Annotated in this window: 26 protein-coding genes; 12 read left to right on the top strand and 14 right to left on the bottom strand. The window is 44.7% G+C overall.

Going from position 1 to position 26723, the window contains the following annotated elements:
- Window positions 1-51 precede the first annotated feature (51 nt).
- Window positions 52-1746, bottom strand: coding sequence for a BCCT family transporter (locus tag Q1J64_RS16040; protein ID WP_301110126.1), 1695 nt, complete (start codon window positions 1744-1746; stop codon window positions 52-54).
- A 177-nt stretch (window positions 1747-1923) separates the two neighbouring features.
- On the bottom strand, window positions 1924-3171 hold the full coding sequence (locus Q1J64_RS16045; protein WP_301110127.1) for an EAL and HDOD domain-containing protein: 1248 nt from the start codon (window positions 3169-3171) through the stop codon (window positions 1924-1926).
- 314 nt (window positions 3172-3485) lie between these two features.
- Here Q1J64_RS16045 and Q1J64_RS16050 point away from each other — a divergent pair, with 314 nt between their 5' ends.
- From Q1J64_RS16050 to Q1J64_RS16070, 5 genes are all read left to right on the top strand, one after another.
- Window positions 3486-3692, top strand: a complete 207-nt coding sequence (locus tag Q1J64_RS16050) for a spore coat associated protein CotJA (RefSeq protein WP_301110128.1) — start codon at window positions 3486-3488, stop codon at window positions 3690-3692.
- The gene (locus Q1J64_RS16055; protein ID WP_301110129.1) at window positions 3692-3955 is read left to right on the top strand and encodes a spore coat protein CotJB; all 264 of its coding nucleotides are present in this window, start codon (window positions 3692-3694) and stop codon (window positions 3953-3955) included. The genes Q1J64_RS16050 and Q1J64_RS16055 overlap by 1 nt, the downstream gene beginning before the upstream one ends.
- Window positions 3956-3994: 39 nt before the next feature.
- Window positions 3995-4564: a manganese catalase family protein gene (locus Q1J64_RS16060; RefSeq protein ID WP_301110130.1), complete on the top strand. Its 570-nt coding sequence runs from the start codon at window positions 3995-3997 to the stop codon at window positions 4562-4564.
- A gap of 119 nt (window positions 4565-4683) precedes the next feature.
- A complete protein-coding gene (locus Q1J64_RS16065; protein ID WP_301110131.1) occupies window positions 4684-6351 on the top strand; it encodes an ABC1 kinase family protein in 1668 nt (555 codons plus the stop codon).
- Window positions 6352-6419: 68 nt separating this feature from the next.
- Window positions 6420-8477: a catalase gene (locus Q1J64_RS16070; protein WP_301110132.1), complete on the top strand. Its 2058-nt coding sequence runs from the start codon at window positions 6420-6422 to the stop codon at window positions 8475-8477.
- 192 nt (window positions 8478-8669) lie between these two features.
- On the opposite strand, the gene Q1J64_RS16075 is transcribed toward Q1J64_RS16070, so the two are convergent.
- Entirely contained in the window at window positions 8670-9554 is an 885-nt protein-coding gene (locus Q1J64_RS16075; protein WP_301110134.1) for a LysR family transcriptional regulator, read from the bottom strand.
- Between the two features lie 112 nt (window positions 9555-9666).
- On the opposite strand from Q1J64_RS16075, the gene Q1J64_RS16080 reads away from it, so the two are divergent.
- The 3 genes from Q1J64_RS16080 (at window position 9667) to Q1J64_RS16090 (ending at window position 12746) form a co-directional block, all read left to right on the top strand.
- Window positions 9667-10857, top strand: a complete 1191-nt coding sequence (locus Q1J64_RS16080) for a coenzyme F420-0:L-glutamate ligase (protein ID WP_301110135.1) — start codon at window positions 9667-9669, stop codon at window positions 10855-10857.
- Between the two features lie 128 nt (window positions 10858-10985).
- Window positions 10986-11798, top strand: a complete 813-nt coding sequence (locus Q1J64_RS16085) for an alpha/beta fold hydrolase (RefSeq protein WP_301110136.1) — start codon at window positions 10986-10988, stop codon at window positions 11796-11798.
- A 3-nt stretch (window positions 11799-11801) separates the two neighbouring features.
- The gene (locus Q1J64_RS16090) at window positions 11802-12746 is read left to right on the top strand and encodes a GGDEF domain-containing protein (RefSeq protein ID WP_301110137.1); all 945 of its coding nucleotides are present in this window, start codon (window positions 11802-11804) and stop codon (window positions 12744-12746) included.
- On the opposite strand, the gene Q1J64_RS16095 is transcribed toward Q1J64_RS16090, so the two are convergent.
- Complete coding sequence (locus Q1J64_RS16095) at window positions 12728-12916, bottom strand: hypothetical protein (protein ID WP_301110138.1); 189 nt, start codon at window positions 12914-12916, stop codon at window positions 12728-12730. The genes Q1J64_RS16090 and Q1J64_RS16095 overlap by 19 nt on opposite strands.
- 253 nt (window positions 12917-13169) lie before the next feature.
- Here Q1J64_RS16095 and Q1J64_RS16100 point away from each other — a divergent pair, with 253 nt between their 5' ends.
- The gene (locus tag Q1J64_RS16100; RefSeq protein WP_301110139.1) at window positions 13170-14405 is read left to right on the top strand and encodes a dicarboxylate/amino acid:cation symporter; all 1236 of its coding nucleotides are present in this window, start codon (window positions 13170-13172) and stop codon (window positions 14403-14405) included.
- Window positions 14406-14453: 48 nt separating this feature from the next.
- On the opposite strand, the gene Q1J64_RS16105 is transcribed toward Q1J64_RS16100, so the two are convergent.
- The 4 genes from Q1J64_RS16105 to kynU all read right to left on the bottom strand — a co-directional run bounded on the left by Q1J64_RS16105 (window position 14454) and on the right by kynU (window position 18874).
- Window positions 14454-16097, bottom strand: a complete 1644-nt coding sequence (locus tag Q1J64_RS16105) for an S-layer homology domain-containing protein (protein WP_301110140.1) — start codon at window positions 16095-16097, stop codon at window positions 14454-14456.
- A 61-nt stretch (window positions 16098-16158) separates the two neighbouring features.
- A complete protein-coding gene (gene kynA, locus Q1J64_RS16110) occupies window positions 16159-16977 on the bottom strand; it encodes a tryptophan 2,3-dioxygenase (protein ID WP_301110141.1) in 819 nt (272 codons plus the stop codon).
- On the bottom strand, window positions 16974-17606 hold the full coding sequence (kynB, locus tag Q1J64_RS16115) for an arylformamidase (RefSeq protein WP_301110143.1): 633 nt from the start codon (window positions 17604-17606) through the stop codon (window positions 16974-16976). Before kynB ends, kynA begins: the two co-directional genes overlap by 4 nt.
- On the bottom strand, window positions 17603-18874 hold the full coding sequence (gene kynU / locus Q1J64_RS16120; RefSeq protein ID WP_301110144.1) for a kynureninase: 1272 nt from the start codon (window positions 18872-18874) through the stop codon (window positions 17603-17605). Before kynU ends, kynB begins: the two co-directional genes overlap by 4 nt.
- Window positions 18875-18998: 124 nt before the next feature.
- Here kynU and Q1J64_RS16125 point away from each other — a divergent pair, with 124 nt between their 5' ends.
- Window positions 18999-19322 (top strand): MGMT family protein, encoded by a 324-nt coding sequence (locus tag Q1J64_RS16125; protein WP_301110145.1) that lies wholly within the window; start codon window positions 18999-19001, stop codon window positions 19320-19322.
- Between the two features lie 58 nt (window positions 19323-19380).
- On the opposite strand, the gene Q1J64_RS16130 is transcribed toward Q1J64_RS16125, so the two are convergent.
- The 3 genes from Q1J64_RS16130 to Q1J64_RS16140 are packed head-to-tail and all read right to left on the bottom strand — an operon-like array spanning window position 19381 to window position 21663.
- Entirely contained in the window at window positions 19381-20115 is a 735-nt protein-coding gene (locus Q1J64_RS16130; RefSeq protein ID WP_301110146.1) for an amino acid ABC transporter ATP-binding protein, read from the bottom strand.
- Window positions 20112-20828, bottom strand: a complete 717-nt coding sequence (locus Q1J64_RS16135) for an amino acid ABC transporter permease (RefSeq protein ID WP_301110147.1) — start codon at window positions 20826-20828, stop codon at window positions 20112-20114. The genes Q1J64_RS16130 and Q1J64_RS16135 overlap by 4 nt, the downstream gene beginning before the upstream one ends.
- The gene (locus tag Q1J64_RS16140) at window positions 20818-21663 is read right to left on the bottom strand and encodes an amino acid ABC transporter substrate-binding protein (protein ID WP_301110148.1); all 846 of its coding nucleotides are present in this window, start codon (window positions 21661-21663) and stop codon (window positions 20818-20820) included. The genes Q1J64_RS16135 and Q1J64_RS16140 overlap by 11 nt, the downstream gene beginning before the upstream one ends.
- Window positions 21664-22116: 453 nt before the next feature.
- On the opposite strand from Q1J64_RS16140, the gene Q1J64_RS16145 reads away from it, so the two are divergent.
- A complete protein-coding gene (locus tag Q1J64_RS16145) occupies window positions 22117-23631 on the top strand; it encodes an APC family permease (protein ID WP_301110149.1) in 1515 nt (504 codons plus the stop codon).
- 77 nt (window positions 23632-23708) lie between these two features.
- The gene (locus Q1J64_RS16150) at window positions 23709-24218 is read left to right on the top strand and encodes a hypothetical protein (protein WP_301110151.1); all 510 of its coding nucleotides are present in this window, start codon (window positions 23709-23711) and stop codon (window positions 24216-24218) included.
- Here Q1J64_RS16150 and Q1J64_RS16155 read toward each other — a convergent pair.
- The 3 genes from Q1J64_RS16155 to Q1J64_RS16755 all read right to left on the bottom strand — a co-directional run bounded on the left by Q1J64_RS16155 (window position 24161) and on the right by Q1J64_RS16755 (window position 26474).
- The gene (locus tag Q1J64_RS16155; protein ID WP_301110152.1) at window positions 24161-25654 is read right to left on the bottom strand and encodes a DASS family sodium-coupled anion symporter; all 1494 of its coding nucleotides are present in this window, start codon (window positions 25652-25654) and stop codon (window positions 24161-24163) included. The two genes, Q1J64_RS16150 and Q1J64_RS16155, sit on opposite strands and share 58 nt — an antisense overlap.
- A gap of 116 nt (window positions 25655-25770) precedes the next feature.
- Window positions 25771-26274, bottom strand: coding sequence for a cytochrome P450 (locus tag Q1J64_RS16160; RefSeq protein WP_367183365.1), 504 nt, complete (start codon window positions 26272-26274; stop codon window positions 25771-25773).
- Window positions 26250-26474 carry a hypothetical protein gene (locus Q1J64_RS16755; RefSeq protein WP_367183366.1) on the bottom strand — a complete coding sequence of 75 codons (225 nt, stop codon included), beginning with the start codon at window positions 26472-26474 and terminating at the stop codon, window positions 26250-26252. The genes Q1J64_RS16160 and Q1J64_RS16755 overlap by 25 nt, the downstream gene beginning before the upstream one ends.
- Window positions 26475-26723: the final 249 nt, after the last annotated feature.

Below are 26723 nucleotides of genomic sequence, written 5' to 3' on the forward strand. Positions count from 1 at the left end.
ATATGAAGAAAACCGGCTCGTGCACTTAGCAGCGACCCGGTTTTCTCTCTGTTAATCGTCCTCTTGTTCTTTTTCTTTTTCGTATTCCCGATACTTTTTCTTCTCAAGCTCTTGATATTGTCGATCTCTTTTCAACTTGGCTTTTTCTTGCTTCTCTTTCTCTTTACGCACTTTTTTCTCTTTTTCACTCTCTCTGCGCTTACGTCTCTTCTTGACTTCACCTTCTACATGCTCAAATTGGCGAATATCTGTCGGTCTGACCGTAATTGGTTCGCGTGCGAGCAGTTTTCCTAATGAAAACATTAACAGGAGCATCAACAGCGTGAAAGGTAATGCGGACACGAGAGAAGCGGATTGCAATGCCTCCAAACCACCAGCAGAAAGAAGAACAGCGGCAATCGCTGTCATCAAGAAGCCCCAGACGAATTTCACAAGCAACGACGGGAACAAACTACCACCTGTAGTCATACTTGCTAAAATATACGTTGCTGAGTCAGCAGATGTTATAAGGAATGTAAAGATTAAGACGATCGCCAAGAAAGAAACCAGTCCAGTCATCGGTAGCTGCTGAAGTGTGGCGAATATGGCAGAGGTAACATCTTGATTTACTTCTTCCGCGATTTGCGTACCATTACGCAAGTCACTGTACAAAGCAGTTCCGCCGAGTGTCGCGATCCACATACAAGAAAAGGCAGATGGAATGACCATTACACCCATGATGAATTCCCGGATTGTCCGGCCTTTTGATACTCGAGCTACAAATGCACCCACAAACGGTGACCATGCGATTGTCCAAGCCCAATAGAAAATCGTCCAGTCTTTTACCCATGTGCCACCTTGATAAGGCTGCAAACGCAAGCTGTAAGTGATGAAATTATTAATATAATCTCCGATCGCCAGCGTAAACGTTTCCAATATAAAAACTTTCGGTCCAACAATAAAAAAGAAAAGCAGCAAAGCGATCGCCATTCCTAAGTTAAAGTTCCCCAAATACGCAATACCTTTGCCTAATCCTGAGGCGGCAGATGTCATATAAGCAACAAACACGACCGCAATAATGAGCAGTTGAATAGTAAATGTACTCTTAATATTAAAGACGTATTCCAGCCCTCCGCTCATCTGCAGCACACCCATACCGAGCGAAGTAGCAATCCCCATGACTGTCGCGACAACTGCAAATGAATCAATACCTGTTTTTACATGACGATTGCTACCAATCAAAGGCTCGAGAGCTGTTGAAATCAGGCCGTCTTTTTTCTTTCGGAACTGCATAAAGCCAATAACGAGGCCGACCATTCCGAAAATCGCCCACTGCGAAATTCCCCAGTGGAAGAATGAATAGCCCATGGCTATCCTTGCCGCATCTTCCGTTTGCGCTTCAATACCGGCCAGCGGAGACTTAAAATAATGGCTCATCGGTTCCGCTACACCCCAAAATACTAGACCTACACCAAAACCTGCAGAAAACAGCATGCCGATCCATGTGAAGAATGAATATTCGGGACGCTCTGTATCCCCGCCCAACCGGATCGCACCAAACTTACTGATGGCCAGTCCCACTAAAAATACAATAACGATAAATACAGCGAGCAAATAAAACCAGCCAAAGTTATCTGTCGTGAAGTGATAAAGTCTTTCTGAAACTGCTCCAAACTGATCTTTCTTAAGTGCTCCCAACAATACAAGTATAAAAATAAATATTGCAGAAATAGAGAACACGGGGTTTTTCCAAAACTTTCTATTCAAAACTATATCGACTCCTAGTGTTCATTTGGTAACTTCCTTACTACCTTTCATACCCTTTTCTTAAGAGATATAACTTGAAAGTTTCTAATCTGTACCAAGTCATCACCAAATAGATTATAACTGTATATACTACACGTCAAAAAAGGCATCTTCAAGTGAAGATGCCATTCCGTTGACTCAGTTATATTCTTCTTCGATTCCTTGTGACCAACGCATAGCCTGTAGAAAGATCTCTCCTAATTTTCTTTTGGGAATCCTTAGTTCTTCTGATAACCGGCCAACCTTTTCCCAATCAAAACGTTCCACTGCCACAATCAGTTCTAAGTAAGGGGTCATCTCTGTCGTTCTCCCATTGAGCGTGTCAATAATCACATCGGACAGCGATAGCAAAGGCAGGATATCTTCCCATTTCATACTCATCACTGCATCAATCAGAGAAAACATGCCGGTTAGGAAGTATTCATCTTTATTCGGCTTACGTTTATATTTTGCGAGCAATTCAAACGCTCTGGCACGTCGGAGAGAAAGTTCCACTAGTGCGCTCACTCGCCCGCTGTTAGCATCTCTCGCCAAGTCATGCAGCATGAGCACTTGCAGCCATTTTTTCGTTTCATCGAGACCAATCAGAACAATCGCCTGCTTGATCGAACTAATCTGCCGTGGGATTTCAAATCCATACGAATTAATGAATCGCAACAGCTTATACGAAATAGACACGTCACGCATAATGACTTCCGAAAGATCACTGATCGATGGTGCATCCTTCTGAAAATACTCTAGAATCTGCATGTGAATTAACGTGTTGGACGGTACTTCGGCACTCTTAATAATTTCTGGCTTCGCAAAGAAATACCCTTGAAATAAATCATATCCGCTATTTAACGCCAGTTGATAATCAGCTTCTGTCTCTACCTTTTCAGCCAATAAAATAATAGCCGGATACTTCTTTAGAAAGATCTTTATCGCATCCCGCTCTGCTTTACTGGTATTCATAAAATCCACTTTAATGATGTCGATTAGTTCAAACAGCTGAGGATGTTGTATATATTGATTCTGTAAAACGAAATCATCCAGCGCGATTGTAAACCCTGCTTCTTTAAAGTTCTCCAAGCGTCTCAATAGAGCGGGGGTAATTTCAACATCCTCTAAAATTTCAATAACTACTTGATTCGGGTTTAAACTCATAAACAAATCCTGTGCAAGCAACTCCCCTGAGAAGTTGATAAATGAAGGCACTCCGTTTGTCACTTGATCTATTCCTACTGAAAGAAAGGTATTCACCAAAAGACTAATCGTAGCCTGTTCTGGATTAATATCCGGAAAGAAATTTTCTTCACTATTACGATACAACAGTTCATATGCATAAATGTTTCCTTGCCGCTCGAGAATCGGCTGCCTGCCGATGAATATCGAGTAATCATTCATTTGGTTCAGCTCCATGTTTAATTTGAAGTTTAGTCTTCATCATTCTCTCTATATGTTTTTGCATAAATTACTCCATTTCAATGTGTGAATAAAGATAATTCTCTCCACTTTTCAACTAGCTCCCTTCAAGAGAACTAGAAACTATGCGTATTTACTAATTTTATTTTATTAACTCAATCTTTCCCCCTCTATTGTACTCGATGGGTAGAAATATAGAAATGTGATAATTAGAAATAACTACTCTTTTTCATTCTCATACTTCGCAATTTCTTTGCATACTTTACACAGAGGAGTGATGACAGCTGGAACACAAGATGTTTAGGGGTACTTTCGAGCCTTACGTATCGCCTTTTGACCCGTGTCCCCCTATAAAAGTGAAGACATTTGTATTGCCGCCGCAGCTCTTTATGAATGTACAGCCTCCTGGACTTCCACAGTATTCTCCGGCGGAAGCATTACGCCAAGGTTCACTCTGGCCGGCCCTGGTAGATGGTTTCTCCAAAAAGGAGGGAATTTTCTAATGGATGCTGCGGAACAAAGAGAGATGCTGAAGCTGGTGCAGCAAGCAGATTTTGTTGTCGTCGAACTGACACTCTACACAGATACGCACCGGCATGACAAGGAAGCACTAGAGCAGTGGCGGATGGCCATCAAGGAAGCCTCCAAAACACGAAAAGCATATGAAAAGCGTTATGGACCTCTTTCTCTCTATTCGGTCCCTTCAGAACAGGCCATTGACATGGGCTGGCGCTGGAATCAGCCACCGTGGCCATGGCAGATGTAATGACATTCAAACAGGATGATTTTACAAGGAGGAACGAAGATGTGGGTGTACGAAAAGAAATTACTGTATCCAGTGGAGGTAAGTGAATGTAATCCGAGGCTGGCTAAGTATATTGCCGAACAGTACGGAGGCGCTGACGGCGAACTCGCGGCAGCTCTACGTTATATGAATCAACGGTATACGGTTCCTGATAAGATTATCGGCCTGCTCAATGATATCTCCACAGAAGAGTTTTCACATCTGGAAATGCTTGCCACTATGATTTATAAATTAACAAAAGATTCGACACCACAGGAATTGGAGGAAGCGGGCCTCGGTGCTCATTTTGTTAACCACGGAAGCGCATTATTTTACGAAAATGCGGGCGGCGTTCCATTCACTACAACTTATATCCAAGCCAAAGGTGATCCAATTGCTGATTTATATGAAGATATTGCAGCAGAGGAAAAAGCCCGTGCTACGTATCAATGGATTATCGATGTATCGGATGATCCTTTAATTAACGACTCACTGAAATTTTTAAGGGAACGGGAAAACGTCCACTCGCTGCGTTTCCGTGAAGCTGTGGAAGTATTAAAAGAAGAACGCGACCGCAAAAAGATTTTCTGATAGATGTGCCGGCTGGAGCCTTACTTCCTTCAATTTGGAAGGTAAGGCTTCTTTTATTGTTTAGGAATGGACATTCAATGGTATCTTTTAAAATAGGATAGTTCACGGAGGTGACCTGCATGTTGAAACGGAAGATGAGGAATGCACAGCGTTCTCAAGAAATCATAAATGTATTTTTAAGAAATGGCTTCAGTCATATCTTGTTCCGTCTGGGACTGACCGACCGAAAATTTTCTACCACAGATGAAGCAGCAGATTTGAATTTATATCATGTAGGCAAGAAATTACGAACGGCTTTGGAACAGCTAGGACCTACTTTTGTGAAGCTCGGTCAAATTGCCAGCGGTCGCCGGGATTTAGTGCCGGAAGAGATCGCGGAAGAACTGGAAAAACTGCAGGATCATGTAGTCGCTTTTCCTTTTGAAGAAGTGCGCAGTATTGTTGAAAATCAGCTGGAAGGCACTTTAGAAGAGTTATTTCAGGAATTTGATGAAGAGCCGCTCGCTTCTGCCTCTATCGGTCAAGTACATAAAGCCCGCCTAATCAGTGGGGATTTAGTGGCGGTAAAAATTCAGCGGCCGAATATCCAGCAGCAAGTAGAAACGGACCTGGCCATTTTGCATGATTTAGCCGGCTTTTTGGAAAAGAATATGGGCTGGGCGAAAGCTTATCGTCTGCGAGATCTAATTTATGAGTTCTCTCATTCATTGCGGGAAGAGCTGGATTATCAACTTGAAGCACGCAATGCAGAAAGGATTGGCCGTCAGTTCGAAAAGACTTCTGAAATTCAGGTGCCCCGTGTGTACGATGAGTATTCTACACGTGTTTTGTTGACAACCGAACTGATTACCGGAATAAAAGTGAGTAATACTAAACAGCTCGATGAAGAAGGCTACGACCGGGAGATTCTGGCACAGCGCATAGCTGACTCCATGCTGTCTCAAGTGATGGAGCACGGATTTTTCCATGGCGATCCTCATCCAGGCAACATCTTCATTACGCCTGGCAATACTATTTATTTTATTGACTTTGGAATGATCGGACAACTGAGCAAAGACATGACCTATCACTTCATTTCTCTCATGTTGGCATTGCAAAAAGGAAACATCGAGCGGATGATTGATGTCTTTTCAGCCATGGACATCTTGGATGAAGAGACCAACACCGACGCTCTTTATCGTGATTTACAGTTAATCGAAAGAAAATACTATGAAACCTCTTTAACAGACTTACAACTCAGTGATGTCTTTATGGAGATTTTCGCCATCGCATACCGCCATCGCATCCGACTTCCAAGCGAAATGGCAATCCTATCAAAAGTCATCATCACGCTGGAAGGAGTAATCGGTAGACTTGATCCTTCATTAAGCATCATGAAAGCTATCGAACCCTACAGCAAAAAAGTGTTCCTGAAGCAGTTCGATCCGCGCCGTCTGCTGGAGAACAGCTGGCATACGATCGCAAAGAACGCTGAAATTGCCGCTGAACTTCCAACAGATATCAAAAGAGCGATTAAGACAATTGAAAAAGGCAAAGTGGATTTGGATATTGGTCTGAAAGATACAACTGTTATTTTCCGGCGCTTTGACAAAATTGCCAACAGGCTGTCTTTCAGTATCGTACTGCTTGCTTTCAGTATATTAATGGTCGGCCTCGTTGTCGGGTCTGCGATTGCCGGACAAACAGCTATGTTTTTCCGTCTTCCGCTGATCGAAGTCGGTTCGATTATTGCTGCACTGATGTTTGCCTATCTGCTGTTTTCCATTGTGCGTTCAGGAAGGATCTGACAGTCGTTTACTCCTCTTATATTCGGGAATAGATGCACAGACAACTATTTTACGAGGGAGGATTTACTATGAAAAATGACCGCCAAGTAAATGAACATAGCAAAGATAAGCAACTGGAAACGTTCCGGGCCCATGACAATGAAAACCCGATGACAACGAATCAAGGACTGAAGGTGTCTGAGGACGAGCATTCGTTAAAAGCCGGCACACGCGGACCAACACTGATGGAAGACTTTCATTTCCGCGAGAAGATGACGCATTTTGACCATGAACGGATACCCGAGCGCGTCGTTCACGCACGCGGATATGCGGCTCATGGTGAGTTCGAGTTATATGAATCAATGAAAAAGTATACGAAAGCGGGATTCCTGCAGGAGCCGGGTTCCAAGACGCCTGTATTCACACGTTTTTCTACAGTGGCAGGAAGCAAGGGCTCAGCCGAAACGGTACGCGACGTGCGCGGTTTTGCAGTGAAATTCTATACAGATGAAGGCAACTATGATCTGGTCGGCAACAATATGCCTGTTTTCTTCATTCAGGACGCCATCAAATTCCCGGACCTCGTGCATGCCGTCAAACCCGAGCCGCATAATGAAATGCCACAGGCTGCTTCAGCACATGATACGTTCTGGGATTTCGTTGCGAATAACCAGGAGTCTGCGCACATGATCATGTGGCATATGTCTGACCGGGCGATTCCCCGCAGCTTTCGGATGATGGAAGGATTCGGCGTTCACACCTATCGATTCGTTAACGAACAGGGTGAAGCGCATTTTGTGAAGTTTCATTGGAAGCCGAAACTTGGTGTTCATTCACTAGTTTGGGATGAAGCGCAGAAAATCAGCGGGAAAGATCCTGATTACCACCGCCGTGATTTGTGGGAAGCGATTGAAAATGGAGACTTTGTGGAATTCGAACTGGGCGTTCAGCTGCTCGAAGAAAAGGATGAGTTCAAGTTTGACTTCGACATCCTGGATCCAACGAAAATTTGGCCAGAAGAAGATATTCCCGTTAAGATTATCGGGAAAATGACGTTGAACCGTAACGTCGATAATGTTTTTGCGGAAATGGAGCAAGTTGCGTTTCATCCGGGAAGCGTAGTTCCTGGAATCGACTTCTCCAATGACCCGCTGCTGCAGGGAAGATTGTTCTCCTATACAGATACCCAGTTGATCCGTCTCGGTGGTCCAAACTTCCATGAACTGCCGATTAACCGCCCTGTCTGCCCGTTCCATAACAACCAGCGAGACGGCTATGGTAGACAGACGATTAATGTTGGACAAGTACACTACCATAACAATTCACTTGCAAATAATAAGCCCGATACCTCTTCTGAAGAAGACGGCGGCTATGTACACTATCAGGAGAAAGTGGAGGGCCGAAAAGTCCAGGCCCGTAGCGATTCATTCAAAGACCACTTCTCACAGGCGCGTTTATTCTGGAACAGTATGACGGATCCCGAAAAACAGCATATTATCGATGCCTTCAGTTTTGAAGTGGGTAAAGTAAAAGATATGAATGTGAGGCAGCAGGTCGTCGATATGTTTGCAAATGTTGATATTGACATGATGACGCAGGTGGCAAAAGCAGTCGGTGTAGAAGCCCCGAAAAATGCCAAGCAGTCCGATGTAACGAAGTCTTCCCCTGCACTGAGCCAGGAAAAGAAAGCAAAACTACCGGATACCCGCAAAGTAGCGGTACTCATTGCAGATCAATTTGACGACTCAGCGCTAGAGCCATTTTTAAAAGCTTCATTGGACGCTGGCATGTCAATTGATATTGTCAGTGAGACATTCGGCAAACTTACCGGTAAAAACGGAGCGACCGTTGAAGTGGATGAGACATTCCTGACGATGCATTCGGTTCTGTATGATGCATTGTATATCGCGGGCGGACAGGCACAGCAACAGAAGAAGTTCGAAGCTGACCTGGCTGATTTCGTCAATGAAGCGTATATGCACTTTAAACCGATCGGCGCTGCGCCAGGTACCAAAGCGTTACTAGATCAAACAAAAGTGAAGCCGGGACCGGGTATCCTGACTGACTTGACGATTTCAGACGACGGACAGAAATGGACAGAAGCTGTTGCAGCGCACCGCTTCTGGGACCGAGATATTTATAGCTGATTAAAATGAGCCTTGTGGGAGAATTTTGCTCCTGCAAGGCTTTTTGTAAGTGTAGGAGCACGTTTCGAGCTGCTATGAGCATCGACAGACGCGGTATGAGCGTTTGACCGGTTGCTATGAGCGCACACGGATTGGATTTGAGCGGCGGACGGACATCTATGAGCGCCTGCAGGACTTTCATGATCATCTAGCCTACGATCTGCCCAATATCTCAATAAACTTCGATGCCGCCGGCGACAGTGACACATCTTTTAAATGACACACACCGATGCTGCGTTTCGGAATCTGTTCAAGAAACTCCACTTCATGCAGCAAACCGCGGTCCAGGTAGTCTGTCGAAAACTCCTTCACCACACAGGCGATGCCAAAGTTAATCTGCGCAAACTCCAGCAGCAGTTCATGTGACCCCAATTCAAATTCCGCGTGGATTTTCACACCTTTATCCAACAGGAAATCCTCTACATATTGGCGGGAATTCGACTTTGATTCCAGCAGAATCAGCGGCAGTTTCGTCAGCTCCTGCCAAGGTACGGGTTTCAAAAACAGCTTCTTAAAGCGTTCACCATAAACGAACGTGTCCTGTACTTCAAAACATACCCGTTTTTCAAGCGCTTCATCTTCTACGGGAAAATTACAGACTGCGATATCTGCTTCGCCCGATTTAAGCGCCGCAATAAGCTCCAAAGTCGTTCCGTTAATAATTTTAAAACGAATACTTGGATAATTGGTATGGAATGCTTCTAAGAAGGGCAATAAATAATAACGGGAGATCGTATCGCCGACTCCAATTTTCAGTTCGCCCACGGACAGATTCTTCATTTCCTGCAATTTTTCATTGCCTGCGTCGATTAAATTCAGTGCCGAATTCACATATTCAAACAACAATGATCCTTCTTCTGTCAAATACACACCTTTTGACGTCCTATTAAACAAGCGCGTGTCCAATTCGCGTTCCAGCTGGGAGATGATTTGGCTGACTGCTGGCTGCGACATGAACAGCTGACGCGCCGCTTTGGAAAAACTTTCATTTCGAACGACTGTACGGAAGACTTTATACCATTCAAGATTGATCGACATATAACTACCCCTTATATCCCCTATTCAATATATTAATTTTACTTATACCATGAACACACGTTATAATACAAAGAAGAGTGATCAAATTGAGTTTCACTAAGGAGCGATTCATTTGGAAAGAGTAGTAGGTACCGTTGTCAGAGGGTTGCGTTGTCCGATCATCAATGAAGGCGATAATATTGAGCAAATCGTAGTAGACAGTGTGTTGGAAGCTTCCAGAGTTGAAAATATAGTATTTCAAGATAAAGATGTTGTCTCCATTACAGAATCAATCGTAGCGCGAGCGCAAGGTAATTACGCTACGATCGGTAATATTGCAACAGACATCGAAGAAAAATTTGGTGACGATACGATTGGTGTCATTTTTCCTATACTGAGCCGAAATCGTTTTGGAAATATTCTGCGCGGAATTGCAAAGGGTTCTAAGAAGATTGTTTTGATGCTCAGCTATCCTTCCGATGAGGTCGGCAATCATTTAGTGGAGCTGGACCGTCTCGATGAAAAAGGTGTCAATCCTTGGACCGATGTCTTGACGGAAACTGAATTCCGTGGGCATTTCGGCGATAACAAACATCCGTTTACCGGTGTAGATTATATTGAATACTATAAATCATTAATGGACGAATTCGGTGTTGAGCACGAAGTCATTTTCTCCAATAATGCAAGAACCATTTTAGACTATACAAAAACAGTTTTGACATGCGATATTCATACATGCTTCAGAACTAAGCGAATTCTTGAGGCAAACGGCGCTGAAAAGATCTACAGCTTGGATGATATCCTTACACATTCCATCGACGGCAGCGGCTTCAATGAACAATTTGGTTTGCTGGGTGCCAACAAAGCACAAGAGGACAGCATCAAGTTGTTCCCTCACAACTGTCAGCCAGTCGTGGATCAAATTCAGGAAATGCTGAAAAAAGAAACCGGCAAACATATCGAAGTCATGATTTACGGCGACGGTGCGTTCAAGGATCCGGTTGGTAAGATTTGGGAACTGGCAGACCCGGTTGTCTCCCCGGCTTACACAGACGGTCTTGACGGAATTCCGAATGAAGTAAAATTGAAGTATTTGGCGGATAATGACTTCTCTGATTTACGCGGAGATGAATTGAAAAAGGCTGTTTCCGAATATATCGAGAAGAAAGATACAGATTTAATGGGTTCTATGGCTTCACAAGGTACCACTCCGCGTAAGCTGACAGATCTAATCGGCTCTTTATCTGACTTAACTTCAGGTAGCGGCGACAAAGGAACACCGATTGTGTTCATTCAAGGCTATTTCGACAACTATACGAATTAATTCTGATCGTGCATGAGCTGAAAACTCATGCACGATTTTTCCTTTAACCCTTTATTCTGTAAATAGCCTCTATTCACATGCTACAATGAGACTAGTTTACTTTTTCAATTTAGAAAGGATTTGTGTCTATGACAAACGATGTTATCAAGCGCAACAACGTTCACATCATCGGTTCGGGCGAGAAAACAATCGTATTTGCGCACGGCTTTGGCTGCGATCAAACAGTCTGGAAAAATATCACGCCTTCATTTGAGAAAGAGTACCGGGTTGTGCTGTTTGATTATGTGGGTTCCGGCAGCAGCGATAAACTTGCTTATTCTACCGAACGGTATAACACTCTGCACGGCTATGCGCAGGACGTCATTGAGGTTTGTGATGCGCTGGATTTGCATAGCATCTTGTATGTTGGACACTCTGTCAGCGGCATGATCGGTGCACTCGCTTCCATCCAGCGTCCTGACTTAATGAAAAAGCTCATCATGATCGGACCATCCCCGCATTATATCAATGAACCTGATTATCACGGCGGATTCGATCGTGAAGATATCGACGAACTGCTTGATATGATGGAAATGAATTATAAAGAGTGGGCGAAGTATTTGGCTCCTATTGCCATGATGAACGAAGACCGTCCGCATCTTTCCGAAGATTTCGAGCATATGCTGTATACGAATGATCCTACGATAGCACGTCAATTTGCTGAAGCCACATTCACATCTGACTTCCGGGCAGAACTGTCAAGCGTACCTGCTGAAACGCTAATTTTGCAAACTATTGAGGATGCAATTGCTCCTGTTGAAGTGGGCGAATATATGCAAAAACGTATTCCTGACAGCGAACTCGTCATCATGAAAGCAAAAGGACATAACCCGCATATCAGTCATCCTGAAGAAACAACCGAAGAAATTAAGCGTTTTATCACTGAGGACAGGGGCGCATAATAATTGGATGAACAACTGAACGTTTTGCCTTGCGGTTATTTCGTCTTATCGAGCGATTGGGAATTTATCGATATGAATCAAACGATGAAAAATATATTGCAAATTGATGAAATGCCTCGGCATATGCATGATGTTCTAACCGTCCCTTCCAAAATATATTTTCAGACGTACTATGTGCCTGCCATGTCTGTTCATGGAGAAATCCAGGAAATGTATCTGAATTTCAAAGTAAATAAACGTCCGCTTCCCGTCCTGATGAACGTCAATGAACGCAATGGTCGGTTTGAAGGAATCATCATTCAAATTAAGGTGCGCGACGAATATGAAAGTCAGCTGCTGCAGTCAAAAAAAGTTGCGGAACGAATCCAAAAACAGACGGATGTTGCATACAACAAGCTGCTTAACTTATTGCAAGAAGTCGAAAGTAAACAAAAACAGCTGCTGGAACTGAACGGAGAACTGCAGGAATTGGCTACACGCGATGAACTGACCGGTCTTTATAACCGGCGGGTCTTCCACAGAAGTTTGGATGCAGCGATTGACCGCGCTGAACACTTCAGCACACGCTCATTTTCCCTTTTATTGTTTGATATTGACCATTTTAAATGTGTTAACGATACGTACGGTCATCTGGCAGGTGACGATGTGCTAAAGGAGCTTGCCCGCAAACTGGAACAAGTCATTAACGCACCCGACCTCGTTGCACGGATTGGCGGAGAAGAATTCGCTGTGATCTTTGATGACCCTGATCACCAGAACAATTGCAAAAAAGCGGAAAACCTTCGAGTCTATCTAGAGAAGTCCGAGTGGAGCAGCACAGCTATCACTGTCAGCATAGGTATAACACACTTCCAAGAAGGCGACAAAGCCAGTCACATTTATGTACGCGCAGACGAGGCCCAATACGCCTCTAAAAAGAACGGCCGCAATCAGCTGACGGCATTATAAAAGACACTGCAGATTTGCAGTGTCTTTTTGTAACTTTTCTTCAGCTGCTGCAGGGGCTTCGTTCTGTCTTCTTTGCCAGATTTTTCAATAGAAGATTGAATTTCCTTTTTAGGCATGACTGCAGCAGTTTTCTTAACAAAGAAGAACATACCTGCACAACATATACTCAATGCTAAAAGCCCTCGTCCATATCCTCGCCAGATACTCCGTTCAATATTTCGCTATACATCGTTTTCAACTGCGCCATTATCATTTCTACTGTATGATGCCCGATTTCCGTCAAATCAATGCGCTTTACTCGCCTGTCCAAACCAGGACGGACGTATAGTATACAAACTTTGGTACAAACAACTTGATATGATAAAATAATGTAATGTTCTTTCGTTGAGCAGACTCATTGCAAAGATCAAGACTATTAGGAGAGTGAATCCCATTTGGACTAAGTATAAGAACACGCCGTTCATTGTCAAAATCACAATTGGTTTTATTGCCGGAACTTTACTTGGAATCTTTTTCAGTGATTATACAGGCTTCTTAAAGCCTTTCGGAACATTATTATTGAACTTATTAAGTTTAATCGCAATTCCTGTCATCTTTTTAACCGTTGTGCTGGCAGTCAATCAAATGAATCTAGTGCAGCTTGGTAAAATGGGCGGAAAACTACTGTTATACTACATGGCTACGACAGCCTCTGCGGTATTAATTGGACTATCACTGGCACTCTGGCTAAAACCCGGCAAACATCTGTCATTGCCGACCGATGCAGTTGTCGAGCCCCCGCACGCACCCGGATTTTCGGAAATCTTACTGCAAATTGTCCCTAAAAATATTTTCGAAGCTTTTACAACCGGAGATCTGATGGCGATTCTGTTTGTTGCAGTCATTATCGGCATGGCGACTTCTTCTATGAAATTCTCTACAGATGCTAAGCTTACCGAAATGGGCGATTTACTCGATCGTTTCTTTAATGCACTCAATACCATGTTCTATAAAATTCTGTCCGGAGTGTTGCTGTACGCACCGATAGGTATCTTTGCTATCAGTGCCACAGCTTTTGGAGAACAAGGCTGGCAAACGTTTGTTGGGCTGCTGTCATTTGTCGGAGTCTTTTATCTCGGTGTCATCATTCTCTGGCTGTTTGTATACAGCGGATTCCTGAAACTGTTCGGTAATCCTGTACTGGCATTTTACCGCAATACGAAAGATGCTTATACAACGGCATTCTTTACTTCAAGCAGTATCGCTACGTTGCCGATTGCAATTGAATCCGCTAAAAAAGCGGGTGTATCGGAAAATACAGCAAACTTTGCTTTGCCTTTAGGTGCTGTGTTTAATTCCGATGGCGGAGCGCTGCGAATGGGCATTTCCATCGTTTTCGCAGCAAATATCACGAATTTAAACTTATCACCGACTGATTTCTTCGTTATTGTAGCGATCGGTACACTGCTGTCCATCGGTACCGCAGGTGTTCCCGCTGCCGGATTAGTTACACTGGCTGCCGTACTGACACTTTTCAATCTTCCTCTTGAGATTGTAGCGCTCATTGCTGGCGTTGATGCATTAATCGGCATGGCAGGCACTGCATCCAACGTAATGGGTGATATTGTCGGAGCAGCAGTAGTTGACAAAAAAACACCGCCGAAGAAATTTGCTTCATAAAAAAGAAGGACTGTGGAAAATTTTTCCCCAAGTCCTTCTTTATTCTTTTTACTGTCCTATTGCTTTCATCGACTGAATAATCATTTTTGCTGCATGTGCACGGGTAGTCGGATCATTCGGCATGAAGTTTCCTTTGTCCCCTGCTGCAATGTTCATTTCATATAAACCTGCGATTGCCCACTGAGTATCCTTCGAGAAATTCTGGATATCTTTGAAAGGTGCAGCTGCTGCGGGTTTATAAGGTGTTCCTTTTGCAGTCTCGTACGCACGGCTGAGCAATAAAGCAAGCTGTGCACGGGTGATCGGCTTATTCGGCATAAAGTGTCCGTTCACGCCTTTCATTAAACCATAATCATGTGCAGCCTGAATATCCGCCTTTGTACTGTCTGCGTAGTATGCTACATCATCAAACTTCATACTGTTGCTTTTCGGCTTTAGCTCTAAAGCACGTACGACGACAGAAGTTGCCTGTGCACGCGTCAATGATTTACCCGGACGGAAGGTATGATCCTGATAACCGCCCATGATGCCCTTCATCGCAGCTGCTTCAATGAAATCCTTGGCCCAGCTGTCCTGAATATCCGTAAACATAACAGAAGGCTCTGCATGCTCTTTCGCAAGCATATACACTGTCGACAAGTTGTGCACGCTCTTCTTGCCGTACTGATCTATTGCTTCAACAGTAAATTTGTATTCTTGGTTCGGCAGGAGATCTGTGATTTCATAAGTCAGTACCGGACTCATGACTTCTCCGACCATTTTATCGCCATTATATACTTTATATGTCATAATCATTCCTGTATCCAAGACAGGCTTCCAATTTAAAACGACTGTGGAATCATCTCTCTTTTCTGCAGTCAGTGTATCTTTGGCATACCATGGATAGTTAGCGGTCAGCGCTTCACGGAAAGCATCTGCAACCACCCGGTAACCCGCTTCACTCAAATGAATATTAGCGGGATTTGGGACATACGTGGGAAAGTCTTTAGCAATCAGTTCGTCTGTTTTCACGAAATGAGCAGGCGTACCCTGCATTCCACTTTGAATCACACCATTCAGTCCTGCTACCAGCTGTGCTATCTGCGGCTGGAATTCTACAGGCAGCTGCGGGAAGGAATTATAATATCCCATTACATACACCTGTGCTTTTGGATTCAATTCATAAATTTTTGCTAAAATCTGCTGCGTGTTTTTTCCTGTCTGCATCAGAGCAGCTTGAATTTCTTCCAGATTGAACGACGGCTTCCCGGTCTTTTCATCAATCTTGAAATAAGGGAGAATGTCATTCGCTCCTGCGCTCAATGTAATCAGGTTGGCTTCCTGAATTGACTGATGGAGAGTTGCCGTACTGTCTTGAGCCCCTGTGCCGAGAACTGGCTTTGTCACGTTGGTCTGTAAGTCTTTCAGCACGTTACCTGACGTATAACCGGGATACGAAAATCCTTTATTACTCGTTTGAAGAACTTCCTGTTTCATCAGTTCTTCCGTTAAAAAGTCCGCATACCCTTTACCCGGTTTTCCATCCGAATTAATTCCGAATGCCAATGAATCCCCAAGTGCTAAATAATTAATAGGCGCTATCCATGTCGGTGACTTGTCCGGCTCTGCGGCAGCAGTCTGCAAAGGCAATACAGCCAGCTGCAGCAACAAAGCAAATGCCAGCAATAAATGACTGATTCTCCTGTTTTTCAAAACCACACCTACCTTATCTTATTATTCTAAATATAATCATAATAGCTAGATTGCCAGACTGTCAAATTTTAGTACGGACATCCCATAACTCCGGAAAGAAGCGGTGATCGAGCACGGATTTTAAGTAGTTTACGCCTGACGATCCGCCAGTTCCTGTCTTGAATCCAATAATTCGTTCGACCGTTTTCATATGGCGGAATCTCCATTGCTGATGGCTGTCTTCAATGTCCACCAATTTTTCTGCCAACTGATACAAATCCCAATAGCGGTCAACATCTCGGTACACTTCCAGCCAGGCATCCGCCACACTTTCATCTCCTTCATAGGTGACGGAGAAATCACGATTCAGCAATTCCGGATTAATTGGGAAGCCCGCACGGGACAGAGCCTGAATGGCCACATCATAAATTCCCGGTGCATGATAAGCCTTTTCAAGCATTTCCGACAGCGCAGGATCTTTCTCGTAAATCTTAATAATCTGCGGCTGCTTATAGCCGAGCGCAAACTCAATCAGGCGGTTCTGATACGATTGGAAGCCTGATGCCCGACCCAGGCTGTCACGGAATTCCATATATTCAGCAGGCGTCATCGTAGCCAGTACATCCCATGCCTGAATAATCTGTGCCTGTACTTTCGAAACACGTGCCAGCATTTTAAATGCTTCCGGCAGTTCATCTTCTTCAATTGAATCAATCGCCGTCTGCAATTCATGCAAAATCAGCTTCATCCACAGCTCACTGACCTGATGAATGATAATAAACAGCATCTCGTCATGATGCCCTGACAGCCGATTCTGGCTCGACAGCATCTTGTCCAGATCTAAATACTCGCCATACGTCATCGACTCGCGAAAGTCCGTATGAATTCCTTTTTCGGTCATGCCTGCCACCTCCTGATTACTGCTCGCACGGGACTGCCGTCTGCTTCTTTCAGCGCGAGCGGCAGCGCAATCAGCTCATACTGACCGGGCTCCAGTGTCTGCAGTACTAAATTTTCGATAATGATCACATCATTGCGGTACAGCGAATGATGTCCAAGCAGCTCTTTGCTGTCTTCTGCGTCAACTGAAGGTGCATCGGTACCAATCAGACGTACGCCACGTTCTTTCAATAACGGTCCTACATCTTCACCGATCACTGTGTAGTTTTCAGGAAACATTTCAGATGACGGATGACTGCCTGTCTTTAATAAAACACGCTCCGCCCCCTCAAAATCTATTGCCTCCAGATCCGCTCTCGTTACACATTTCAAACCTGTCACATCGACGAGGCAGGCACGGCCGATATAGAGATCAATCGGCAATTCCAAAATACGCTTTCCTTCATTGTCATAATGAAACGGCGCGTCGGTATGCGTTCCGATATGCGTGCTCATCGTCAGTTTTCCGATATTGACAGAACCCGACTGCTCCTTTGAAACTGCCACTTCATAAGAAAACGGCGTATCTCCGGGCCACTCTGCAATTTTACTGGACAGCGGCTGTGTAATATCAATCCATTCATTCGTCATGCGACCACACCCCGTTCATTCTTAAAGTGTTTATACGTTTCATCGGTCATGATGCGTTTCAGAATCTGCACCGTCTGCCATACATCTTCAAATGAATTGTACAGCGCAACCGGCGCCAACCGGATACCGTCCGGTGTTCTGAAGTCCGGAATCACACCCGCCGCTTTCAGTGCCTGGCAAATCCTCGCCGCCTCTTCATGCTGCAGTAGCAAATGCCCGCCGCGCGAAGTATCTGTCGGATTGCCGATGCTAAATGAAAAGTCTTTTAATTCTTCATCTATACAGTCCAGCATGAACTGTGTAAGCCCTAGTGATTTTTCACGGACCTTCTCTATACCGATTTCTTCAAACATTTCCAATGAACCAATCAAAGGTGCCGCACTCAGCACATGCGGCGTACCGATTTGGTATGCACCGGCGTCAGTTGCAGCTGTCATCGTATGATCCATATCAAACTGCTTTGACTTATCCGATCCAAACCATCCGGCAAGGCCGGCTTCTTTGCCGAAATGGCGTTCATTGATGAACAGTCCGCCAACAGAACCCGGTCCGCCGTTCAGATGTTTATATGTACACCAAAACGCAAAATCAGCACCCCAGTCATGTAGTTCATGCGGAATCGATCCGATGGAGTGACACAGATCAAAGCCGATCGCGATGCCTTTTTCATTCGCTACTTTCGCGAGCATCTGCATATCCAGTATCTGTCCGCTGCGATAGAGAACGGCAGGCAGTACGATCAGCGCCACTTCTTCTGTCATCGCGTCAATAATTCGTTCTTCACGAAGTGTCAGTCCATCATCACTCTTTACGCGAATCAGCTGTTCTTCGGGATCAAGACCGTGTAGCCGTATCTGGCTTTTCAGCGCATAAATATCCGAAGGAAAGTTCAATTCATCCGCGAGTATTTTAGTTCTCTTGCCTGAAGGCCGGTAAAATGTCGCTGCCAGCTGATGCAAATTCGATGTCGTCGAACCTGTCGCGATTATTTCCCCCTTCTTCCCGCCAACCAGTGGCGCCATGCGTTCACCCAGCTGCTCCGCCATATAAAACCACGGATGTTCACCTTCCGTCCAGCCGTCAATTCCAAGGGTTTTCCATGAATCAAGCAGTTGCAATAAGGTCTTTTCTGCCCGCTTTGACAACAGTCCAAGTGAATTTCCATCCATGTAAATTTTGTTTTCCAGCAAATAAAATTCATCTCGGTATGAAGCCAGCCGATCCTTTTCATCAAGTGTTTTTGCGTACGCAAGTGTATGGGAGTTCATATACATTCTCCTTTCTGTCTGTAGTTAAATAATAGCATAATTAGAGAGTTATAAAAGCGCTTACAGTCAATGTGACTTCCCTGCTGTTCCGTGCTACGCTTTGTAAAAAAGGAGAGGATACAAAATGGAGACATTTACAGAACGCGCAGTACAGGTCATCCGACAGATTCCTCCCGGTTACGTCATGACGTATGGGCAGGTGGCAGCTGAAGCAGGCAACCCCCGCGGCGCCCGGCAAGTGACCCGCGTGCTCCATTCGATGAGTGCAAAATATGAGCTGCCGTGGCACCGGATTATCAATGCTAAGGGCGGTATTTCCACTCCTGAGAATGCACAACTCAAAGGGGAAACACAACGGCAGCGTTTAGAATCTGAAGGTGTTCAATTTGACGCACATGGGCGCATTGCACTCGAGACTTATCGCTGGCATCCACCTATGCTACCTTGAGCTTTTAGAAATAAAAAAATGCTCGGTCGGATGAATCTCCGCCAAGCATTTTTTACTGTCACTGTAATAAACTCAAAAACTTCTTCGTTCTCTCATGCTGCGGATTTGTGAAAATTTGTGCAGGCGCACCTCTTTCCACAATGACTCCGCCATCAATGAAAATGACTTCATCCGCCACTTCTTGCGCAAAACGCATTTCATGTGTCACGACTGCCATCGTCATCCCTTCCTGCGCCAAGTCCTTCATGACACGTAACACTTCAATGACTAACTCAGGATCTAATGCCGATGTCGGTTCATCAAAAAGCATGACTTTCGGGTCCATCGCAAGAGCCCGTGCAATCGCTACACGCTGCTCCTGACCACCCGACAGCTGATGTGGATATTTATCCATATGATCCGCCAATCCTACTTTTGCCAACAGCCGTTCCGCAATTTCATCCGCATCTTTTTTGGATACGCCTTTGACTGTCGTCAACCCTTCCGTAACGTTTCCTTTTGCTGTTAAGTGCGGGAACAGATTATAACTTTGAAATACCATGCCTGTTAGCTGGCGAAATGCACCAACTGCTTTTTTAGAAACCCGCTGGTTGAAATCCAATTGCTGACCGTCAATGGAGATCATTCCGCTGTCCGGAGTTTCCAATACATTGAGACACCGCAATAAAGTAGATTTTCCTGATCCGGAAGGCCCGATGATCACAACCACTTTTCCTTGCTCGATATTCAAATCTGCATTTTTAATAACTTCCAATGGTCCAAATGACTTTTTCAATCCTTGTATCGAAATCATGAGAGCCCTCCTGACTTGCCAACGAACCGATCGAGCCGCACTTCAATTCTGCCTTGTATGATCGAAAGAATGAAACTGATCACCCAATAGACGAGTGCTGCCATACTGTAGACGAATAAAAATTCATAATTCATTGACGCAATTTCCTGTGCTCGTCTAAACGTCTCCGCCACTAAGATCGTTGCTGCCAATGAAGTATCCTTCACCAAACCGATAAAGGAATTCGACAGTGGCGGAACAGAGACTCGTGCAGCTTGAGGCAGCACAATCCTACGCAGAGCCTGGGAATAATTCATGCCGATTGAATAGGCCGCTTCCCATTGACCTTTCGGGATGGACAAAATAGCTGCCCGAATGATTTCAGAAGCATAAGCCCCTACGTTCAATGAAAATCCTATGACGGCCGAAGGGAAAGGATCTATAACAATCCCCATTGTAGGCAGTCCATAGAAGATAATAAATAATTGTACCAACAGTGGAGTTCCACGAATGATGGAGACATATATCCTCGCAATTCCCCGTAACACCTTACTGGAAGAAATTCGTGCCAGAGCCGTAAATATCGCAATAACGAGACCGATGATGAATGTGATGAGCGCCAAAGGTATGGTGAACTTAATAGCCCCTTCAATTAAAGGCCCGATGGATGTCGATGCGATTTCCTGAAGTCTTTGTATCCGGTCGGGGCTCAAGAAAACACTATTAAGATACATCTTCGCCGAACCATTTTTCGGAGATCTCTTTTAACGTACCATCTTCACGCATCGCATCTAATGCTTGATTCACTTCATTTATTAGATCTTCATTTCCTTGTCTGAATAAAAATGCGTTTTCTGATTCATTTTCAGCTGATATATTTTCCTCTTCCACAATTTGAATCGGCGCATCCGGTTTTTGTTTCAAGAAGTCAAGAGCTGAAATTTTATCATTGTACGTGCCATCCGCCCGTTTCGAGATAACCAAATCGACCGCCTGATTAAAACTGTCTACTTTGATGATTTCCGCACCTTTTGATTTTGCTAACTCACCATAATTACTTGTCAATGTCTGGGCAGCTTTCTTCCCTTTCATTCCATCAAAAGCAATATCATCTTCTGAACGAACGACCAATACGGAATGAGAGCGTGTGTAGGGCTGTGAGAACTCGTATTTCGACTTGTGCTTGTCATTGATTCCGACCTGGTTGGCAATCACATCAAAGCGTTTCGCATCCAAGCCGGCGAAGATCGCATCCCACTGTGTTTCAAAAAATTTGGCTTCTACCCCTAAACGCGTAGCAACCTCTTCAGTCACTTCCACATCATAACCTGTTAATTTTCCCGATTCATCATGGAAAGAGAATGGGGCATACGTTCCTTCAGTTCCTACATTCAGCACACCTTTTTCCAACACTTCATCCAGCAAACCATTTTTTGCAGCCGTATCGCCTGACGACTCTTCTGTCGGTTTACCATTGGAACTATTGGACTTATCTCCATCTTTCGTACCGCAAGCAACCAATGCAGCTGCTAGTAAAATCAATAGAAATGGAAATAGTAATTTTTTCATATTTCAAACCCCACTATTCGAATAAGTATTTGTTGATTAGAATCATAGAAGATTGAAGAGACTCTGTCAACATGTTGAGCTTTTCATCCCCGTTCCATACTAGGATTTTTTATCTTTTACGCTGGTAAGGGAAAGGATCATACTCTACCTAAAGTAACACGATGCCCATCCCCCACACCAGCGAGGCGCAACTGCGGGGTCGGCCATTGCAGAATTAAGGCAGTGATGCACGCACCTTGCCAGCTGGCTTACAGCGAAAGGCAATCCACCAGCGCCGAAACGGGTTCAAACTTCAAACTCACACCTATTTCAGATCTCCTGCAAAGTCGAGAAACCGGGACCACGCCGTTTATGAATATACATGTTTGGAATAACAGAATCATATTTGGAAGTTTGAACTTGAATAGAAACGGGCAGACAATCGCTATACTACTAACTAGGGGCTGCATACATATGGAACAAGAATCTGAGAATGTACGAAGGAAACTGAATAAAACATTAAAACCGTCTTGGGTGTTTGCGATCGCACTCGGTTCGTCAGTGGGCTGGGGCGCTTTCATACTGCCTGGAGACTGGATTCGTGATTCCGGACCGCTTGGAGCAGTAATCGGACTGGGCATAGGCGCTCTCATTATGATGATCATTGCCTCCAGCTACGGAGTTATGATTAAGAAGTTTCCGGTATCCGGAGGCGGATTTACATATGCTTTTGTCGCGGCAGGTAAAATATGGGCCTTCATTTGCGGCTGGTTCTTATCACTTGGGTATATCTCAATTGTTGCCTTAAACGCATCTGCACTGACATTATTGTTGAAGTTTCTGGCACCAGGCTTCATGAAACAAGGCTTTTTATATACAGTGGCCGGCTGGGATGTCTATCTGCCGGAAGTCATTATTGCCAGTGTAATCATTTTACTGTTCGCACTCATTAACACGACAGGGACTAGTGTCTCTGGACAAATTCAATTTTATTTTAGTGTATTGCTGGTAGCAGGTGTTGTACTGCTCGGCGTCTTTACATACGGCGTCGCTGATCAGCCGTTTACCAATCTGCAGCCATTCTTTAAAGGCAATCAATCAATTCTGACATCGATTCTCGTCATTCTGGCCATTGCGCCTTGGGCTTACGTCGGATTTGACAATGTCCCTCAGGCTGCTGAAGAATTCAACTTCTCGCCGCGAAAAGCTACGATGCTTATTGTCGCTTCTCTATTCACTTCTTTCTTAATCTACGCGATTATGATTGGACTGACAGGCTGGACGTTCCCTTCTATGTCGGTAGGCAGCGGGGACTTGTGGATTACCGGTGAAGTTGTCCGGTCTGCACTTGGAATGGGTGGACTTGCCGTTATGGCCGTCGCCATCGTCATGGGTATATTCACAGGACTGAACGGATTTTTCATGTCATCAAGCCGTCTGCTGTTTTCCATGGCTCGCGCACGTGCATTACCAAACTTCTTCCGGAAGATCACGAAAGAAAAACAGACGCCGGTATGGGGTATTTGGTTTGTCGCATTCATTACGCTGCCGACACCTTGGTTCGGGCGACAGGCATTGACTTGGATTGTCGATATGTCTTCAACAGGCGTTTCCGTTGCCTACTTCTTCACTTGTCTAGCTGCCTATAAAGTGCTGGCCTGGGGCCGGGAGAAGATGGGACGCGAAATTGCTCCAATGAAAAAGTTTCTTGCGTTGCTGGGAATGATTGCGAGCGGTGCGTTTCTTGCCTTATTGCTCGTACCGACATCTCCTGCTTCACTTTCTACACCGTCTTACATTTTGTTGTTACTTTGGGGAGTGGTTGGTATTGCGTTCTATATGATCATTCAAAAACGATACAACAGCTTATCTCAAGAAGAAACCGAGTATTATGTTCTCGGCAAGTCGATTGAATCTGAAGTCATGGAAATAGCTGACGACTCTGATGAAGACGATGAGATTCCGATTGACGGCACGGCAAGACCATAAACTGTACTCCTTTCCCCGCCGTTATCTCGGCACTCACCTTAGGTATACTAAGGGCAAAACGGGAAAGGAGTTTTTTCATGTTCAGAAAGGTAGTAGCAGCAATTCGTGAACAATCCATTCCGCTGGATGATCCATCCGCTTTCGATCGGCTGCTGCAGGAAGCAGGCGACGCCCAAATCGTTATGATAGGGGAACAATACGGGAAAGAAAAACCTGCAGTCGGATTCGGCACCTTTGAAGGAACCGTAATTGCCGGCAGTAGCTGGGGTGAAACGCCTGAAGAGATGATTGCTCCGCCCGTTCCACCGCCCTATCCCCGCTGTCATAACAAAAAAGGCTGTGCTGGAGAAAGTCAAAAGACTTTTCCAACACAGCTTTTTCATGTGATTGACCAGAGCGCTCCAAAGATGCGGCGAAACGAACAAAAAACAGCTTCGGCCGAACAGTACTGTCGCGGTAAAGCACCAAACCATTCACTGCACGCAGCATTCGGGTTTCACATCGCGCCAATACTTTCCATCAGTCCACTTTACAACAATCCAATCCATTTCCAATACGTCGCACTGAAAAGCAGGATCAGCAAGTAGCCGACAATTGTCAGCGGTACACCTGATTTCAGGAAATCCTTCACCGTAAAAGCGCCTGTTCCGTAAGCGAGCATGTTTTGCGGCGCACTTACCGGAAGCAAGAATCCGAAACTGATGACGAATTGCTGAATCAAGACGAAACCGACTTCATTGACATCCAAAGAAATAGTCGTCGTCAGCGCAATAAAAATCGGGATCAGTGCGGACGACAAACTCGTCGCACTCGCGAATCCTAAGTGGATCAGAATATTAAACAGCGACAATAAGGCAATCGTCGCCAGCAACGGCATATTATCTAAGCCCATTGCGCCGAATACTTTATCGGACAGCCACTGTGCACCTGTTGTATCAAGCAGGATCGTTCCAAGTGAAATACCGACTGCGAACACGAGGATTGTTCCCCACGGAATCATGTTTTGCACCGTTTTCCAATCATATACTCCAATTTTAGGTGTCAGAAGAATCGCGATGGCGACAATGGTCACCGTCGTCGTATCAAACGGGTGCAATTTTTCCTCTGTCGCCCATAAGAACAGTAATGCAAGAGCCACGATGATCAGTCTAAGCTCGGTAGGCTTCATTTTGCCCAGTTTACCTAACTGGCTCTGAATTAATTCCTTGCCGCCTTCAACCACTTTTGTTTCAGGTTTGATGATCATTTTCATAATAAAGTACAAAGCGATGGACATCAGGATTGACCAAGGCGCAGCGTATAAGAACCATGAACTCCAGGCGACTGATACACCGAACTCCTTTTCAATGAAGCCGAGAGCCACCATGTTCTGCGCGGCACCCGTCTTAATTCCGACGTTCCAGATAGAAACAGACTGCACAGCTGTAATGACTAGTAGCGCACCCAGACGGCTATTTGTCGGCAAGCCGAATGCCGCCACCATCCCCAGTAGGATTGGCACGACCGCTCCGGCTCTTGCTGTTGCACTCGGTACAAAAAATGCCAGTACGAGGGATACTAAAATTGATCCAAATATGATGGCACCTGTTTTCACACCGACTTTTGATAAAATATAAAGTGCCAGTCGCTTATGTAAATTGGTTGTCTGCATCGCGGTCGCCAGGAACAGAGCAGCGGCTACAAGCGCTACAGCAGGACTTGAAAACCCGGTCAGCGCCATCTTCAGCGCCCCTTTTGTTCCAAGCATTTCATCGGGGTTTTCCATAATAGGTGCCAGTCCCAGTAAGACGGCAGCCAGCCCTAGAATCATCGCCGCACTGACTGGATAAGGTACAGCTTCTGTCACCCACAGGATGACTGCGAATGCTAAGATTGCCAATGCCCGCTGCCCTGTCACAGGAAGATCTGCAGGATTTGGAAGCAGAACAATTACAATAAGTACGGCAAAAGCCAATACAATCCATAACCCTTTCAGATTCCGCTTCTCTTTTGGCTGCGGAGCAGTTTCTTCAGTTGTTGTCACACGCATTCATTCCTTTCTTTACTGTTTCACTCAAACTACTACTCTATCTAACCAAATAGTAACATTTTTTTACTTGATTGACAAAAAAGCCAGGAATCCAGGATACTCAGCATTCATTAATTTTTACGTTTTATATTCTGCAAGATCACTTCACTTTTCGGGATGCTCGGTATATCTACCAGACTGAAACTTAAATCCTGTTCCGGTACATCAAATGTCATTCGATTCTTCAAGTAATCCAGACTGACTTTCATGACTTCGAGCATTACCCATTCTCCTGCACAGCGATGATTTTCAATATACTCCCCGCCGCCCTGCGGGATTAGATTATACGGCGTAATCGGCTCATCCTTGAATCTTGACGAATTAAAAACATCTGGATTATTCCATAGTTTTGGGTCATGGTTCGTTCCATAAAAGTCCAGAATCGTAAGTGTGTCTTTTTTAAATGCATAACCATTCCACTCGAAATCCTCTTTTACACGCGCAGCGTTAAACGGAAAGAACGGATACACACGGCGCACTTCCTGTACGAAATCCTGCAGCTCTTTTTCTTTTCCGGATGAAAGCTTTTTCGCTTCTTCAGGGTACTGAATCAACGCATGTCCCGAAAAGACCATACAAATTTGTCCATATCGTAAAACAACTCAGCGGCCTTTTCACCAGACAGCGTAATAACCCTCTCTCCAAGTAAGTGCGTCTCAAACACGTCTGATTGCAGCCCTTTTCTACGGTTAGGCAAAAATTGATACCCTTCTCTCATCAAGCTGGCGGTATAATCTTTTCCTTCAAGCTTGGGCATTGGTTTCATTTCTCTCACTTGCTGCCACTCCTTTTCTTTTGCTTTCTCCTGCTCTACCCTTTTCAACTTGGAAGTAATCGGCTCATTCAGCTATTGACTTATCTGCTGAACATGGTAACATTCAAAAAGATATATCTTTCTGTAAACTTAATTAGAACTTATATATAGTGAAGTGCTGTACTCAGTAATTTCATTCGCGGCAGCAAAAAGAGACTGAACGGTAAGTGCAAGTTCAGGCAACGGATGAAATGAATTACACCAGCAATT

This window comes from Sporosarcina sp. (assembly GCF_029257255.1).
GTDB lineage: Bacteria > Bacillota > Bacilli > Bacillales_A > Planococcaceae > Sporosarcina.